This window comes from Epilithonimonas sp. 33E, assembly GCF_059372615.1.
Genome location: NZ_CM182009.1, coordinates 821894 through 836794, shown reverse-complemented (window position 1 = coordinate 836794; position 14901 = coordinate 821894). Strand labels below are relative to the sequence as shown.

11 protein-coding genes are annotated in these 14901 nt (G+C 37.6%); 5 read left to right on the top strand and 6 right to left on the bottom strand.

Annotated elements, in window-relative coordinates; genetic code table 11:
• Nucleotides 1-65: 65 nt before the first annotated feature.
• Both AC5P2S_RS04005 and AC5P2S_RS04000 read right to left on the bottom strand, forming a co-directional pair.
• The gene (locus AC5P2S_RS04005; RefSeq protein WP_494556301.1) at nt 66-710 is read right to left on the bottom strand and encodes a DUF4241 domain-containing protein; all 645 of its coding nucleotides are present in this window, start codon (nt 708-710) and stop codon (nt 66-68) included.
• Nucleotides 710-3328, bottom strand: a complete 2619-nt coding sequence (locus AC5P2S_RS04000; protein WP_494556300.1) for a valine--tRNA ligase — start codon at nt 3326-3328, stop codon at nt 710-712. The genes AC5P2S_RS04005 and AC5P2S_RS04000 overlap by 1 nt, the downstream gene beginning before the upstream one ends.
• Nucleotides 3329-3447: 119 nt before the next feature.
• Here AC5P2S_RS04000 and AC5P2S_RS03995 point away from each other — a divergent pair, with 119 nt between their 5' ends.
• Together AC5P2S_RS03995 and AC5P2S_RS03990 are read left to right on the top strand one after the other, a co-directional pair.
• Nucleotides 3448-3951 carry a DUF1573 domain-containing protein gene (locus AC5P2S_RS03995; RefSeq protein WP_283416465.1) on the top strand — a complete coding sequence of 168 codons (504 nt, stop codon included), beginning with the start codon at nt 3448-3450 and terminating at the stop codon, nt 3949-3951.
• Between the two features lie 79 nt (nt 3952-4030).
• A complete protein-coding gene (locus AC5P2S_RS03990; RefSeq protein ID WP_494556299.1) occupies nt 4031-4906 on the top strand; it encodes a polyphosphate kinase 2 family protein in 876 nt (291 codons plus the stop codon).
• 30 nt (nt 4907-4936) lie between these two features.
• Here the strand turns inward: AC5P2S_RS03990 and hemB are convergent, their stop codons facing one another.
• On the bottom strand, nt 4937-5929 hold the full coding sequence (hemB, locus tag AC5P2S_RS03985; RefSeq protein ID WP_494557001.1) for a porphobilinogen synthase: 993 nt from the start codon (nt 5927-5929) through the stop codon (nt 4937-4939).
• A gap of 106 nt (nt 5930-6035) precedes the next feature.
• Between hemB and AC5P2S_RS03980 the strand changes: the two genes are divergently transcribed.
• Nucleotides 6036-6383, top strand: a complete 348-nt coding sequence (locus tag AC5P2S_RS03980) for a T9SS type A sorting domain-containing protein (protein ID WP_283416463.1) — start codon at nt 6036-6038, stop codon at nt 6381-6383.
• A gap of 93 nt (nt 6384-6476) precedes the next feature.
• On the top strand, nt 6477-8147 hold the full coding sequence (locus AC5P2S_RS03975; RefSeq protein ID WP_494556298.1) for an OmpA family protein: 1671 nt from the start codon (nt 6477-6479) through the stop codon (nt 8145-8147).
• Here the strand turns inward: AC5P2S_RS03975 and AC5P2S_RS03970 are convergent.
• Nucleotides 8134-8565 carry a VanZ family protein gene (locus AC5P2S_RS03970; protein ID WP_494556297.1) on the bottom strand — a complete coding sequence of 144 codons (432 nt, stop codon included), beginning with the start codon at nt 8563-8565 and terminating at the stop codon, nt 8134-8136. The two genes, AC5P2S_RS03975 and AC5P2S_RS03970, sit on opposite strands and share 14 nt — an antisense overlap.
• A gap of 34 nt (nt 8566-8599) precedes the next feature.
• Here AC5P2S_RS03970 and AC5P2S_RS03965 point away from each other — a divergent pair, with 34 nt between their 5' ends.
• Nucleotides 8600-9664: an NAD(P)-dependent alcohol dehydrogenase gene (locus AC5P2S_RS03965; RefSeq protein ID WP_494556296.1), complete on the top strand. Its 1065-nt coding sequence runs from the start codon at nt 8600-8602 to the stop codon at nt 9662-9664.
• A gap of 488 nt (nt 9665-10152) precedes the next feature.
• Here AC5P2S_RS03965 and AC5P2S_RS03960 read toward each other — a convergent pair whose 3' ends face one another.
• Together AC5P2S_RS03960 and rpoC are read right to left on the bottom strand one after the other, a co-directional pair.
• Nucleotides 10153-10458 (bottom strand): DUF3467 domain-containing protein, encoded by a 306-nt coding sequence (locus AC5P2S_RS03960; RefSeq protein WP_283416459.1) that lies wholly within the window; start codon nt 10456-10458, stop codon nt 10153-10155.
• Between the two features lie 89 nt (nt 10459-10547).
• Nucleotides 10548-14813: a DNA-directed RNA polymerase subunit beta' gene (gene rpoC / locus AC5P2S_RS03955; protein WP_283416458.1), complete on the bottom strand. Its 4266-nt coding sequence runs from the start codon at nt 14811-14813 to the stop codon at nt 10548-10550.
• Nucleotides 14814-14901 lie beyond the last annotated feature (88 nt).

Genomic DNA, 14901 nt, shown 5'->3' with positions numbered 1-14901 from the left:
CCCGTACTTTTTTTTAAAATCAAGTATAATCACTACACCGATTTCATTTGAGCTAATGTAATCAATTAATCGGTTCCGATTTCAATAAACTCAGAAATTAATTTAACTGGCTTATTTCCAGAAGAATAACCTATATAACTAGCATAAAAACCTTCGCCATAACCAGTCTCGAAAGCAATGATATTTTCCTTCTTTCCGTCGTAAGGTTTGAGAACTGCAAACTGGTCAATCGCTCCGTTTTCATCAAAGAAATGAGAATGAAAAAACTCTTCATAGATCCCCATAAAGTCAGCTCCTTTTTTATGAAAAAGTTCCTGCTCCAATTGATTAAGAGAACTCTGAGCATCTTTGTCCATAAAACTTCCCATTCCTGATTCTACAGGATAGCCGAAGATTTCCCCTTCTTTAAGATCTTCAGGATTCTGATGATCACAAAGTGCCAAAACCCAATTCTCTGCCAATTGATTCTTATCAAAAACAATTTCTGCATAGGCTATGCAATTGGATTCTCTTTCCTTATGTACAAAAACCGGAAAATCACCTTTCGGAAATTCTTGTGTAAATGCAGAATGGTCAGGTGAAATCAAAACATCACTGGCCACAACTTGTCCGGATGAGATATGAATCTTCCCGACTTCGTAGGTTTCCAATAATGGATTTTCTACGAAGTCCCGGGAGAACAATTTTTTAATATTTTCTATGTGAGTCATTACAAACTTTTCAGTTTTTCTTCAAGAAGCGCAATTTTATCCTGCGCATCTTTTTGTTTTTTACGCTCAACTTCTACAATTTCTGGTTTTGCATTGGCCACAAATTTCTCATTGGAAAGCTTTTTATCAACCGATATCAAGAAACCTTTCAGGTATTTGATTTCCTCTTCGGTCTTTGCTTTTTCTTCACTTAGATCAAGATTTTCACTTAACGGAATAGAAAATTCATTAGCTCCAACCAAGAATGTGAAACTTGGCTTGTCCGTTTTTTGATTGAAATTAATTTCTGAAATATTCGCCAATTTCTGAATCACCTCAGCATTTGCCAATCCGGAAACATTCGTGAAAACTTCAACTGCTTCTCTTGGCGAAATCCCTTTGGATTGACGATAGTTTCTAATGCCGGAAATGACTTCTTTAGCAAAATCGAAATCCTTAATTTTATCTTCATTATAAGGTTCTGATTTTTTCTGTTGAGCAATTACCAAGGCTTCGGAAATACTTCTTTCGGAGATATTCTGCCAAAGTTCTTCTGACAAGAAAGGCATAAATGGATGCAACAATTTCATCAATTCCTCAAAATAAGCAATGGTTTTCTGATAAACTTCTTCACTAATCGCTTCTCCAAAATTAGGTTTGATTGCTTCCAAATACCAAGCACAGAAATCGTCCCAAATCAGTTTATAAACCAAATGCAATGCATCAGAAATCCTGAATTTTGAGAATTGATCTTCAATTTCAGCAATTGTTTTATTCAATTGTTCTCCAAACCAATTGATAGTCTGCTTATCAGATTCTTTAGCCTTGATATTTCCATCACGTTTCCAACCCTGGATCAATTTGTAAGCATTCCAGATTTTCGTAGCAAAGTTTCTTCCTTGCAACATTAGATCTTCATCAAACAACAGATCGTTACCTGCAGCAGAACTCAACAAACTTCCGACTCTTACACCGTCAGCTCCATATTTTTCAATAAGATCAATTGGATCGGGTGAATTACCTAATTGCTTAGACATTTTTCGTCTTTGCTTATCTCTCACTATTCCTGTGAAATAAACATTCTTGAAAGGAACATCTTTTCTATATTCCAAGCCGGCCATAATCATTCTGGCGACCCAGAAGAAAATAATATCCGGACCAGTTACCAAATCCGAGGTTGGATAATAATAATTGATATCTTTATTTTCCGGATCTAAAATACCTTCAAATACCGACATTGGCCACAACCAAGATGAAAACCAAGTATCCAAGGCATCTTCGTCTTGTTTAAGGTTCTCGGTTGTCAGTTGTTGATTATTAGTTTTTTCTTTAGCTAAAACCAAAGCATCTTCTATATTTTCAGCAACTACGAAATCATTTTCGCCCGTTCCGTAATAGAAAGCCGGAATCTGCTGTCCCCACCAAAGCTGGCGCGAAATGTTCCAGTCATGAACATTTTCCATCCAGTGACGGTACGTATTTTTGAACTTTTCAGGATGGAATTTGATTGTGTCATCCATCACCACATCCAAAGCCGGTTTTGCCAATTCTGACATTTTCAAGAACCATTGCACGGAGATTTTAGGTTCGATAACAGCACCTGTTCTTTCAGAGGTTCCAACTTTATTTACATAATCTTCCGCTTTCAGAAGAAGATCATTTTTTTCTAATTCTTTGGCGATTTCTTTTCTTACCGTGAATCTTCCCATTCCCTGATAATGCATTCCGTGTTCATTAAGAACTGCATCATCATCCATAGAATCAATGATTGGCAAGTTATGTCTTTGCCCGATTTCGTAGTCATTAATATCGTGAGCCGGCGTAATTTTCAAAGCGCCGGTTCCGAATTCGATGTCAACATAATCATCTTCGATGATTGGAATTACACGATTTACGATTGGAACGATTACATTCTTGCCTTTGAGGCTCTGATATCTTTCGTCATTCGGATTTACACAAACTGCAACATCTCCGAAAATAGTTTCCGGACGTGTAGTTGCAACGGTTAAGAAATCTTCTGAACCTTCGATTTTATATTTAAGATAGAATAATTTCCCATTTTGTTCTTTGAAAATGACTTCTTCATCAGAAATATTGGTTTTCGCTTCCGGATCCCAATTGACAACTTTGTAACCACGGTAAATTAGCCCTTTATTATAAAGATCAACAAAAACTTTGATAACAGACTTAGAAAGATTGTCCTCCATCGTGAATCTTGTTCTGTCCCAGTCGCAGGAGCAACCCAGTTTTTTCAATTGTTCCAGAATGGTTCCTCCGTATTTTTCTTTCCATTCCCAGGCATGTTTCAGGAATTCTTCTCTCGTGATATCTTTTTTGTTGATACCTTCAGCCTTCAGTTTCGCAACAACTTTTGCTTCTGTAGCAATAGAAGCATGGTCCGTTCCCGGAACCCAACAAGCGTTGAAACCCTGCATTCTTGCTCTTCTGACCAATACATCCTGAATTGTATTATTCAGCATATGTCCCATATGAAGAATACCCGTCACATTTGGCGGAGGAATTACAATAGTGTACGGCGGTCTGTTATCCGGAGTGGAATGGAAAAATTTGTTCTCTAACCAGAAGTCATACCATTTTTGTTCAGTTTCCTGTGGATTGTATTTGTCTGCAATCTGCATTTTAAAATATTTTTTTGGCTTGTAATTTGCAAAAATAACACAATGTGAAAAAATTAACAGCACATATTCAAATTATTTATAACTTTGAACTTTAAAAATTTAATTAAAACAAAAACAATATGAAAAAGATTCTTGCAGGATTATTTATGACAGGAGCTATCGCTTTTGCATCTGCTCAAACAATTTCATTCGACAAAACAACTTTTGACTACGGAAACGTGAAAGCGGGTTCTGATGGTCATCGATTTTTCACTGTAAAAAACACAGGCGACAAGCCTTTGATTATCAGCGAAGTTAAGCCTTCTTGCGGTTGTACTACGCCTGAATGGAGCAAAGATCCTATCTTACCTGGAAAATCTGCTCAGATCAAAGTTGGTTATAATACCGGCATCAAAGGTTCTTTCAATAAACTGATCGAAGTTTATTCTAATGACCCTCAAAATAACAGATCGGTTCTTTACATCAAAGGAACTGTTGAAGATCTTGCAGGAGAAAATGCTGAAGCAAAATTAACTGCTGCTCCTGAAGCTAAGGCTGTTGCACAAGTTAAAGCAATTCCTGCTACCGACTCTAACAGCAGAGCTGCTAAAAAGGCTGTTAAAAAAGTTGAAGCTGCTAAATAAATAGCAGATTACAAATTAATATTATAAACCGTTTCTTTTTAGAGACGGTTTTTTTTATTTTTACATTAAATCAAATTTTATGGGTTACAATTTTTCAGATGATTTTCTGGTTAAAGAAAATTCAAAATTCGAGATAAAAAAACAAAGCACCAGTTATAAAGGCAAAATCGATAAAGATGAAGCCAAAGAACTTTTGGAAACCGAAAAAGAAAAACTGCGGCTCTTGCAGGAAAAGTTGTATGCTGATGGAAGTCAATCTTTGCTCATCGTCCTCCAGGCGATGGATGCAGCCGGTAAGGACAGCCTGATAGAACATGTTTTTGGAGGAGTGAATCCTCAGGGCTGTGAGGTGACAAGCTTCAAAACCCCAAGTTCCAAAGAATATTCCCACGATTTTCTTTGGAGGCAATATCAAGCGCTTCCCGAAAAAGGGAAAATCGGAATTTTTAACCGTTCACATTACGAAAGTGTTTTGGTTTGCAAAGTTCATCCGGAGTATAACCTCAGCGAGAAAGTCTGGACAGATCTAAAACAATTTGACAAGAAATTCTGGGAAAACAGATACGAAAGCATCCGAAATTTTGAAAAACATCTTGCCAATAATGGAACCAAGATTATCAAGATCTTCCTGAATGTTTCCAAGGAAGAGCAAAAACAACGTTTTCTTGACAGAATCAATGAAGATGATAAGAACTGGAAATTTTCTGCTGGAGATGTCACAGAACGGGGTTTTTGGAATGATTATATGAAAGCTTATGAAGAGGCAATCAACAAAACCTCTACTGATTCGGCTCCTTGGTTCGTAATTCCGGCTGACCAAAAATGGTTTTCCAGAGTTGCGGCGATTCAAATTATCATTGATAAATTGGAAGAAATGAATCTGCAATATCCTGAACTTGCCGAAAAAGAAAAAAATGCGTTGCTTGAATCTAAAGTGAAACTGGAAAATGAATAAAAAAACCGTCAAAGTAGACGGTTTTTTTATTTATTGATTCAAAAGCTTTGCAACTTCCGGTGCAGCATAAGTGAAGATCATATCCGCACCTGCACGTTTGAAGCTTGTCAGACTTTCTATCAATACTTTATCATTATCCAGCCAGCCGTTTTGTGTAGCAGCTTTCAGCATTGCATACTCACCACTCACCTGGTAAACTGCAATTGGTTGCGTAATAAGCTCACGGATTTTGGAGACGATATCCAGATAAGGCATTCCCGGTTTTATCATAATGATATCTGCGCCTTCTTCTACATCTCTCAACGCTTCATCAATAGCTTCGCGGGAATTATGGAAATCCATTTGGTACGTTTTTTTATCTGCAGGGATTTCCTGCGCATCAACAGGGGCACTATCCAGAGCACTTCTGAAAGGTCCGTAAAATGCACTCGCATATTTTGCCGCATAAGATAAAATCCCGACATCCGTAAATCCATTTTCTTCCAATCCTTCTCTCATTGCAATCACACGGCCATCCATCATATCACTCGGAGCCAAAATGTCAGCACCGGCTTCGGCGTGGGAAATCCCCATTTTCACTAGGGCTTCTACCGTAGAATCGTTATCGACTTTTCCATTTTTGATAATCCCGTCATGACCATAAATAGAATAAGGGTCTAATGCCACGTCCGGCATTACAACTACTCCCGGAACTGCATCCTTGATCGCTTTTATGGTATTCTGCATCAATCCGTTCGGGTTCCAGGCTTCTTTTCCGGTATTGTCTTTGAGGTTGTCAGAAACCTTCATATAAAGATTAACTGCCTTGATTCCTAAATCATAATTTTCTTTAACAGTTTGTACCGTTAAATCTAAACTTTGTCTAAAAACGCCTGGCATTGAAGAAATGGCTTCTTTTTTGTTGTCTCCTTCCATAACAAACATTGGTAGTACCAAATCGTTTGTTGTAAGGCTAGTTTCACGGACAAGACTTCTGATGGAATCATTGGTTCTTAGTCTTCTGTTTCTTGAAATCATCCTGATAAAAATTGTTTATGCAAATTTAATTATACTTTTACGGATAAACTATTGCATAATCAATTTATTTAAAATATATTTGTGTAATATGTTATGTAACATTTGAAAGCGAATGAAAAAATTTCTATTTTTTATTATATTTACGGTAGTTTCAGTTGGATTTTCGGGAGAAATGAAGGCTCAATCAGCTCGTACAATTGCCGGACAAAAGACCGATGATGGTGTTTTGGTGGCATATCCCAATCCTACTAAGGATGTTTTGATTTTGAAATCTAAAGATGATTCTGCAAAAATCAGAATTGTGACCTTTTTCTCAATTTTGGGAGCTCAAGTTGCTGAATATACAATTAACAGCAACAGCGCCGAGCTGAGATTAGACAAACTACGTCCGGGAAAATATCTTATGAGATATGTACTGGATGATAATACTCAGAAAATCACTCAGATTATCAAACAATAAATTCAGTTTAAAATATACAGTGCCGGTTAAACCGGCATTTTTTATTGGTATCCTATAATTCCGTAAATTTGTCCTAACCACGAAATTTAAATTATGAGAAAATTAATTACTTTAGTTTTTATCATTTTCTGCCAGATTATTAATTGTCAATTTAGAAATACTCTATATGACAACCATCAACTGACTGCATCATTACGAGGCGGACTGGATTTCCCTTCTTACGATAATCAAACCCAATTTATTGATTACAAATACAGTATAAATCTGGGAGCTTCCGTTGATTTCTATTTCAATTGGATTGGATTAGGCGTTGATTTCGATTATCTAAGAAACACTACAAAAAACACCTATCCAACTGAGAATCTTTATAATGGATCGGCTCCTCTTTCTAATATTAATTTAAAGGAAAATAAGGTCGAAAGATACTTCCTGGGAATTGGGCCAAACTTCAGATATATTATTAATGACAACTTAAGTTTAGCCTTTAAATTAAAAGGTGGAATCTCTAATATCAAAGGTGGAGAAACATCCTTAGTTTCGAATTCTTACCATCTTAATTATCACAATGGCTACAATGAAAAAAATATCCTAACCGGAAAAGGACAGGTTGAATTGAACTGGTTTTTTTCAGAATATGTTGGGTTGAATGTTGGTGGTTATTATATACAACACTTCCAAGCTAAAGATCAGATTAATAACAATTCTGTTTCCGGATATATACCTTTTTCCGAAAGTAATAATCAATATCATATTAATCCATCAGCTTCTGAAATAAGAAATAACAGTCTTGATCACGAGATCCATTCAGTTGGCGTTTTTGCGGGACTAACTTTTAGAATTCCCACTGGTGGTTCCAATCCTGATTATGGACTATCCGTGATTGCCAAAGATAAGGAAACCGGGTTGGTATTACCCGATACTTTTGTAGAGCTTTATAAAAACGGAAAACGAGCCTACTTTGCGAGAACCAACTCACAGGGTGTGGCTTTCTTTAAAAATATTAAGCCTGACAATTACGAAATCAAAGGAAGCCTTTATAATATTGACCTCATTTCAAACAAAGCCGCTAAAAATGAGTTTGTAAAAAATTCCACAATCAAGAAAGAGATCTCTACAGATCCGGAAACATTCTTTGTGAAGGGGCAGGTTAATATCTGCAATTCTAAAAATCCTTTGAGAGATGTAACAGTCGTTATAAGGAATAATGAAACGGATATCTACCACGAGATGAAAACCGATATTGATGGAAAATTCTATTTCAAAGCAGATAAGAATTCGACTTATAACATCTATGGCAAAAAAGGAAATTACTTTTCTCAGACAGAAACTGTCACTTCCCAAAAAGTGAACAGAAGCGATACGCTTTTTCTTAATCTCCAGGTTTGTATGGAGGAAACAACTTGTGGAAAGCCAATTAACCTGAAGAATATCCACTATGATTTGGATAAATTTTTTATCCGTGAAGAGGCAAAAGCTGAGCTTAACAAATTGGTTCAGTTTATGAAAGATAATCCAAAAATCAATGTAGAATTATCGTCTCACACAGACTCGCGGGCTTCTGATGATTATAATAAAACGCTTTCTCAGAATCGAGCCAATGCAGCAGTAGATTATCTGGTCTCGAAAGGAATTAATAAAATCCGTTTAAAGCCCATTGGTTATGGCGAAACAAAACTTCTGAACAAATGTAGCAATGGCGTAGATTGTACAGAGGAACAGCATCAGTTAAACAGAAGAACGGAGATGAAAGTTATTTGTCCTTAATGTAAAACCACTTCTTATAAATGACAAACCCAATGATTGCTCCTGAAGTATTGAGAATAACATCGTCAATATCAGCATAACCTCTTTTGAAAAAATATTGAGAAAACTCGATGATATTGATTATTATAAAAAATGCAAGTAACAACCATTTGAATTGATTCAGTTTTGGATATAGAATCCCAAGAAAGCCATAGGGAATAAATAAAATAATATTTCCAAAAATATTTTCAAAAGCTTGCGTTTTATTCCATAAAATAACTTTTGTTGAATATTCATTTATTGTTTCAAATGGAACAGTTTTTATTTCAAACAAGACGGCAGGCGAATAACGAAAACTGGCAAAAAATAATAGATACAAAATCCAAACCGTATAAACATTAATAAAAACAGGATAATACCTGTTAACAAATAACCTCATCAATTAAATTATAACGTAAAAATATTTAAAATAAATGAAAACAAGCACAATAAAAGCTTTCGGAACACAGGCTGCCGAAAATGATCTGGAATTATTAACCATAGAAAGAAGAGAAGTCCAGCCAAAAGACATAGAAATCGACATTTACTATTGTGGTGTTTGCCATTCTGATCTTCACACCGCAAGAAACGATTGGGGCGGCACTGTTTATCCGGCAGTTCCAGGTCACGAGATTGTCGGAAAGGTATTGCAAGTCGGATCAGAAGTTACCAAGTTCAAAATTGGAGATCTTGTTGCTGTAGGTTGTATGGTAGATTCTTGCAGAACTTGCCACAGCTGCGAGCAGGATTTAGAACAATTCTGTGAAAAAGGATTCACGGGAACTTATAACGGAAAAGATAAATATTTTGAAGAGACCAGAACTTTTGGTGGCTATTCTGAGTCTGTGGTAGTTGATGAGCATTTTGTCCTGAGACTTCCGGAAAATCTGGACATGGCAGCCGCTGCACCACTTCTTTGTGCTGGTATTACAACCTGGTCCCCTCTTAAACACTGGAACGTGACAGAAAACTCTAAAGTTGCAGTTGTAGGTTTGGGTGGATTAGGCCATATGGCTATCAAACTGGCAAAAGGCTTGGGCGCAGAAGTGACCTTGTTCTCCAGAACTCCCGGAAAGACGGAAGATGCAAAAGCCCTGGGAACCGACCATGTGGTCATCTCAACAGACGAGGAGCAGATGAAATCCGTTTCCAATAAATTTGATTTGATTATCGATACTGTTCCTTATGAGCACGACATCAATCCTTATATGCAGACTTTGACTGTAAACGGAACTTTAGTTCTGGTTGGCTTCATTGGCGAGTTTGAGAATGATGCTGTAAGTACAAGACCGATGATTTATAAAAGACGCTCTGTTGCAGGTTCATTGATTGGCGGTATCAAAGAAACACAGGAGATGCTGGATTTCTGTGGTGAGAAAAACATTGTTTCTGACATCGAAATCATCAATATACAGGACATCAACAATGCTTACGAAAGGATGCTAAAAAGTGATGTGAAGTACAGATTCGTTATCGATATGAAAAGCCTGAAGAATTAATTTTAATTCAATTCAAAAATAAAAAAGAGAGGACATCTGCTGGTGTTCTCTCTTTTAGTTTTAGAGGATTTCTCAGGTCAAAACTTAGACAAGACTAAAGCATCTTAAAAAAACCTCCGTATGTTTTGCTAAAAAGACACGTACGTTTTAATTAAAAGATACGTGCGTTTTGATGAAAAGGCACGTGCGTTTTGAGGCACCCTTGGGAACACCCTATCCATCGGACTTGCAGAAGTCCATTTTTTTAATATCTAGAAGTTACTTTTTAGACTTAAAAATGGTTTCACAACCATCAGTTTCCCATCGATAGGCTGATTAGTTTTTAAGCTTTTTATCTTGAATTGAATATTGAAATTCTCGCAGATTTAGCAAATCGCACAGATTTTTAGTCCTAATTTATTTGCAAAAACAGCTTTATTAGCATGGTGATTTAAAAATAAAATCCCGACTCTTGTGAGAATCGGGATTGATATGTTAAGAGAAATATCTTAAGCCTGAACGTTGTTACCTCCTAATACGAAAGGTTCAACTTCTTTGATCTCTCCGAATTGTTGCTCATAGTTAGCAATATTCTGTTGAAGTGCAGCTAAAACTCTTTTAGCGTGAAGCGGAGCAACGATAACTCTGCTTCTTACTTTAGCCTGCTGTACACCTGGCATCAATTGGATAAAATCCAAAACAAATTCTGATGGTGAGTGGTTTACTAAAGCTAAGTTAGCATAAACACCAGCAGCTACCATTTCATTAAGCTCAATATTGATGTTGTTTGGATCTTGATTTTGGTTGTTGTCCATTTTGTTTAATTTATTTTGTTTAAAATTTGAAATTTGAGATTGTGAAAATATAAAAAATAATTTCAAACCTCAAATTTCAAATGAATTTATTAGTTAATATCTTCGAATTCTTTTCTAGAACCTACGATGACGTTTTGATAATCTTTGAGACCTGTACCTGCAGGGATTCTGTGTCCTACAATTACGTTTTCTTTAAGACCATTCAAGAAGTCGATTTTTCCGGAAACCGCCGCTTCATTAAGAACCTTGGTTGTTTCCTGGAATGACGCTGCCGACATAAATGACTTAGTCTGTAACGCTGCTCTTGTAATACCTTGTAATACAGGTGTAGCCGTTGCAGGAAGCGCCTCTCTTACTTCAACTAGAGCTTGATCTTCTCTCTTCAGCTTCGAGTTCTCGTCTCTCAGTTCTCTTGCAGTAATCATTTGTCCCGCTTTGAAAACCTTAGAATCTCCCGGCTCTACAACAACCTTCAGTCCGAAAACTCTGTTGTTCTCTTCCAAGAAATCATATTTGTGCTCAAGCGCACCTTCCAGGAACTGAGTATCTCCTCCATCAACAATCTCAACTTTTGTCATCATCTGACGAACAATAATCTCGAAATGCTTATCATCAATCTTCACCCCTTGTAAACGGTAAACCTCTTGGATCTCGTTAACCAAGTATTCCTGAACCGCAGTTGGACCTTTGATTCTCAAGATATCGTCCGGTGTGATAGAACCGTCAGACAATGGATCACCAGCATAAACGAAGTCATTTTCCTGTACCAAAATCTGGTTTGATAATTTCACTAGATATTTCTTGATCTCTCCGGTTTTAGCCTCTACGATCAATTCACGGTTACCTCTCTTGATTTTACCGTAAGAAACAACTCCATCAATCTCGGTTACTACCGCTGGGTTAGAAGGATTTCTTGCTTCGAATAATTCGGTAACTCTTGGAAGACCTCCCGTGATATCCCCTGCTTTTGCAGATTTTCTTGGGATCTTGATCAGGACTTTACCAGCCTTGATTTTTTCACCATCGTTTACCATAAGGTGGGCTCCTACCGGTAAGTTGTAAGCTTTTTGCTCAACACCTTTAGAATCTACCACTTTCAAAGTAGGTACGGCTTTCTTATTTCTGGATTCAGAGATTACTTTCTCTTCGAAACCTGTTTGTTCGTCGATCTCCAATTGGAAGGAAACACCCTGGATGATATCTTCATATTCAACCTTACCGGAAGTTTCTGCAATGATAACCGCGTTATACGGATCCCATCTTGCGATAAGATCACCTTTTTTCACTTTATCACCCGGCGATACAGACAATACAGATCCATAAGGAACGTTAGCTACCATGATCGGTGTTCTGGCTTCGTTATCGGCAACTAATCTGAATTCTGTTGAACGGGAAACAACGATATCCGCTGAGTTACCTTCTTCATCTTCAGACTTAATAGTTCTAACTTCATCCATCTCAACAATACCGTCACGTTTTGCAACAATACTTGGATTTTCTGAGATGTTACCTGCAGTACCCCCTTGGTGGAAAGTTCTTAGTGTTAACTGAGTTCCCGGCTCACCAATAGACTGCGCAGCGATTACACCAACAGCTTCTCCCATATGGATTCCTTTTCCTGTTGCAAGGTTACGTCCGTAACACTTAGCACAGATACCTTTTTTAGCTTCGCAAGTTAATGGAGAACGAACTTCAACAGCTTCGATTCCAGCATCCTCGATTTGCTTAGCAACCGCTTCAACGATTAATTCATCAGCGTTAGCCAACAATTCATCCGTTTCCGGGTGGTAAATATTGTGAAGAGAAACTCTACCAAGGATTCTATCAGAGATTCTTTCTACGATATCATCGTTTTTCTTAAGTGCAGTCACTTCTGTCCCTCTCAATGTTCCACAGTCGTCTTCCGTAATGATAACGTCCTGTGCAACGTCTACCAATCTTCTGGTCAAGTAACCAGCATCGGCCGTTTTAAGAGCGGTATCTGCAAGACCTTTACGAGCACCGTGGGTAGAGATAAAGTATTCCAAGATCGATAAACCTTCTTTAAAGTTGGCAACGATCGGGTTTTCGATGATCTCTGCTCCAACAGAACCAGCTTTTTGTGGTTTTGCCATCAATCCTCTCATACCGGATAACTGACGGATCTGTTCCTTAGAACCCCTCGCACCAGAATCAAGCATCATAAATACAGAGTTGAATCCGCCTTGGTCAGACTTCATTCTGCTCATAATCATTTCAGTAAGACCTGCATTGGTATTAGTCCAAACGTCGATTACCTGATTATAACGTTCTGTATCTGTAATAAGACCCATGTTATAGTTAGCCTTGATCTCATCAACATTCTCTACAGCCTGAGCAATCATTGCTTTTTTCTCCGCAGGGATCACGATATCTCCAAGACTGAATGAAAGACCTCCTTTGAATGCGTTAGCATATCCAAGGTTTTTCATATCATCCAAGAACTTAACCGTCGTTGGGAAATCTGTATCCGCAAGGATCTGACCAATTACATTTCTAAGAGATTTCTTAGTCAATAACTCGTCCACATATCCAACTTGCGCAGGTACAATCTGGTTGAACAAGATTCTACCAACAGTTGTGTTCGTTAATTTAGTCACAATCTCTCCGTTCTCTTTGATTGGAAGACGACATCTTACTTTTGCGTTAAGAGACACTTGCCCTTCTGCATAAGCAATCTCAACTTCTTCCGGAGAATAGAAAGCCAGACCTTCACCTTTTACTTTGTAATCCTCAGTAGAATGAGCTTCTTTGGTCATAAAATACAAACCCAAAACCATGTCCTGAGAAGGTACCGTAATTGGAGAACCGTTTGCCGGGTTCAGGATATTCTGAGAACCTAACATTAATAACTGAGCTTCCAAAATTGCTTCTGGTCCTAATGGTAAGTGAACCGCCATCTGGTCACCATCGAAATCGGCGTTGAAAGCCGTTGTTACCAATGGGTGAAGTTGGATCGCTTTACCTTCAATCATCTTAGGCTGGAAGGCCTGGATACCCAATCTGTGAAGCGTAGGTGCTCTGTTCAGAAGAACCGGGTGACCTTTCATCACGTTTTCAAGGATATCATAAACTACAGGCTCTTTTCTGTCGATGATTCTCTTAGCTGACTTCACCGTTTTTACAATTCCTCTCTCAATTAGTTTTCTAATGATAAACGGTTTGTAAAGCTCAGCAGCCATATCTTTTGGAAGACCACACTCGTGCAATTGTAAGCTAGGACCTACAACAATAACCGAACGCGCTGAGTAATCTACCCTTTTTCCTAATAAGTTCTGACGGAAACGACCTTGCTTACCTTTCAATGAATCAGAAAGTGATTTCAATGGTCTGTTGGACTCCGACTTAACAGCAGAAGACTTTCTGGTGTTATCAAACAATGAATCTACTGATTCCTGAAGCATACGCTTCTCATTTCTCAAGATTACTTCAGGAGCTTTGATCTCCAATAATCTCTTCAAACGGTTGTTTCTGATAATAACTCTTCTATAAAGGTCATTAAGGTCAGAAGTTGCGAAACGTCCTCCGTCCAATGGAACCAATGGTCTTAGTTCTGGTGGTATGATAGGAAGAACTCTCATAATCATCCATTCCGGACGGTTGATCATTCTTGTATTAGCCGCTCTAAGCGCTTCTACAACATTAAGTCTCTTAAGAGCCTCTGTTCTTCTTTGTTTAGAAGACTCGTTGTGAGCTTTGTGTCTCAAATCGAATGATAATGAATCAAGATCGATTCTTCTCAGCAATTCTTCAACCGCTTCCGCTCCCATTTTAGCAACGAATTTATTCGGATCAGAATCATCAAGATATTGATTCTCTACAGGAAGTGTCTCCAGAACATCCAGATATTCTTCTTCTGTCAGGAATTCTTTATCATCGAAATCTGAACCGTCTGCTTTCTTAGCAATACCTTGCTGAATCACTACATATCTCTCGTAGTAGATAATCATATCCAATTTCTTGGAAGGAATTCCTAACAGATAACCAATTTTGTTCGGTAAAGAACGGAAATACCAGATGTGAGCCACAGGCACAACAAGGTTGATGTGTCCAATTCTCTCTCTACGTACTTTTTTCTCTGTAACTTCTACCCCACATCTATCACAAACAATCCCTTTGTAACGGATTCTTTTGTATTTTCCACAAGCACATTCGTAGTCTTTTACAGGACCAAAGATCTTCTCGCAGAACAAACCGTCTCTTTCCGGCTTGTGCGTACGATAGTTGATCGTTTCCGGTTTTAGAACTTCTCCTCTCGATTCCTGAAGAATGGATTCTGGTGAAGCTAAACCAATAGTGATTTTATTAAATCGACTTGTTTTATTTTTATTTGACATTTTTTGATCAGATTTTAGATTTTAGATTTTAGATTTTAGATCAAATGCTAATGCACAGAAACTAAGACCATCTAAAATTCATCATTTA